General features: G+C 47.1%; 1 protein-coding gene. It reads left to right on the top strand.

The window, feature by feature from the left end; all coding sequences use genetic code 11:
* Positions 1-2,843: mucin-binding protein (locus tag FC07_RS16095; protein WP_202813449.1), on the top strand; the 2,843-nt coding region annotated here is incomplete at both ends.

The following is a 2,843-nucleotide window of genomic DNA, read 5'->3' as shown; positions in this document are numbered from 1 at the left end:
GCCAGATAAAACGACAGTGCCAGCGACAGTTAATCCAGATGGCACCATCACAGTGGGTAAAGACAATGGAACGGTTACTTACACCCCAACAACGCATGCGTACAGCATCACCCCGGTGGATAAAAATGGTGATCCAATTCCAGGGATAACTGCCACGCCAGAAACAGGGACAACTGATACAACAATCGCCAGTAACACTTATCCGGAAGTACCAGGTTACACGGCAGAAACAACAGCGGTGACGGTGCCAACTGGCGATACAACTGTGAACGTGGTGTATACACCAAACGATATTACAGCGACAGTAACGATTCCAAGTAATAAAGGGGACCAAACCGTAACTGGTATCACCGGTACTGTAGGGACAACGGTTGAAGTGGATGTGCCAGAAGTATCAGGCTATACGCCAGATAAAACCACAGTGCCGGCCACAGTGAACCCAGATGGCACGATCACGGTGGATAAAGCTACCGGAACGGTTACCTATACGCCGCAAACACAAACGGCCACCTTTACTGTGCCAACGACACCGCAAACAGCAACGACTGGTTTAGTAACAGATCCTGAAAAACAACAGTTAACCATTGCGGTAACAGGAAAAACCGATGAGCTGATTGAAGTACCGGTACCAGTGATTACCGGCTATACAGCAGATAAAACCAGTTTAACTGTGATCATTGATGGCAACGGTCAAGCAACGACCACTGATCAAGTGACTTATACACCGAATACCGTGACCTTAACAGTGAACGACGTTGATCAAAACGACGGCGATAAAGTAGTAGGCACGACAACTTATACAGGAACCACAGATCGTCCAATCACTGATTTTGTACCACAGCCAGTGCCAGGCTATACGGTGGTTAAAACGACGATGCCAGCGACCATGCCTAACACTGCTGGTACCGTAACGGTTACCTTGCAACACATTATTGATCAAGGCACTTACCAAGCAACACGGACAATCAGTTATGCGATGCAAGTTGGTGACACGCTAACAGACGGCTTAGCACTGCCAGATCAAGTTGTACAAACGGCAGATTATCTGACGGCTTATGATGAAGTGACTCAGATCACTACGTATACACCATTAGCTGATCAGCACTTTGCGGCAGTGGCCTCACCAACATTAACCGGTTATACGGCGGATTCAGACGTTGCAGCGGCGACTGTTGTGACGACAACAACTGAGCCGAATATGAATAATGTGACCGTGACTTATGCGGCAAATACCATCACCTACACCGTGACACCAACGGATGTAAGTGGTCAGCCATTGTATGGCACCACAGCAGTACCAGAAACGGGTAAGACCAATACATCAATTACGGTGCCTAATTTGCCAGGTTATACGCCAGTCACCACAACACAAGTGGTACCGGGGACTAGCCAAACGTTGAAAATCGTTTACGTACCAAACACAAATTACGGGACAGTAGGCGAAAATAATGCACCGGCAGATGGCAGTATTGTGAGTGATCCAAGTCACGTTTATCAAAAGGTAACGCAGCCAGATGGCGTCAATACGGAAGGCCAAACTGTCACCATTACCCCAGTTGATTTAAGTGGTAATCCGTTATACGGCCAAAACCCAATCACAATACCGGGTGTGGCAGGCTACGAGATTCAAGTACCAGATTTAGCTGGGTATACGTCAACGACGACCACCATTACACCAACCAATGGGGTAAATCAAGTGGTTTATGTGCCAAATGAAAATTACGGGACAGTAGGCACAAACGAGACGCCAGCAGATGGCAGTATTGTAAATGATCCAAGTCATGTTTATGAAAAGGACGTTCAACCAGCGGGCGTCAATACAGAAGGTCAAACTGTTACCATTACACCAGTCGATTTGAGTGGTAATCCACTATATGGCCAAACACCAATCACAATACCAGGTGTGGCAGGCTATGAAGTCCAAGTGCCAGATTTAGCCGGATATACGCCAACGACGGCGACTATCACGCCAACTAATGGGGTAAATCAAGTGGCTTATGTACCGAATGAAAATTACGGGACAGTAGGTACAAACGAGACGCCAGCAGATGGCAGTATTGTAAATGATCCAAGTCATGTCTACGAAAAAGATGTTCAACCAGCAGGTGTCAACACAGAAGGGCAAACTGTCACCATTACCCCAGTTGATTTAAGCGGTAATCCGTTATATGGCCAAGCGCCAATTACAATGCCAGGTGTGGCGGGTTATGAGATTCAAGTACCAGATTTAGCCGGGTATACACCGACAACAACCACCATTACGCCAACCAATGGGGTAAATCAAGTGGTTTATGTGCCAAATGCAAATTATGGGACAGTAGGCGAAAATAACGCACCAGCAGACGGTAGTATTGTGAGTGACCCAAGTCACGTCTACGAAAAAGACGTTCAACCAGCGGGCGTCAATACAGAAGGCCAGACTGTTACCATTACCCCAGTTGATTTAAACGGTGATCCGTTATACGGCCAAGCCCCAATCACAATACCAGGTGTGGCAGGCTACAAGATTCAAGTGCCAGATTTAGCCGGGTACACACCGACAACAACCACCATCACGCCAACCAATGGGGTAAATCAAGTGGTTTATGTACCGAATGAAAATTACGGGACAGTAGGTACAAACGAGACACCAGCAGACGGTAGTGTTGTAAATGATCCAAGCCACGTTTATGAAAAGGACGTTCAACCAGCCGGCACCTCAATTGATATGAACGCCGGTCACCTGTTACCAAGTGACACGGCGGAAGTGTCGAATACGCACGTCTACGAAAAAGACGTTCAACCAGATGGTGTCAACACAGAAGGCCAAACTGTTACAATCACACCAGTTGATTTAAGTGGTA

The organism is Loigolactobacillus bifermentans DSM 20003 (assembly GCF_001434575.1).
Taxonomy (GTDB): Bacteria; Bacillota; Bacilli; order Lactobacillales; family Lactobacillaceae; genus Loigolactobacillus; species Loigolactobacillus bifermentans.
This window is presented reverse-complemented; position numbering and strand designations above follow the sequence as displayed.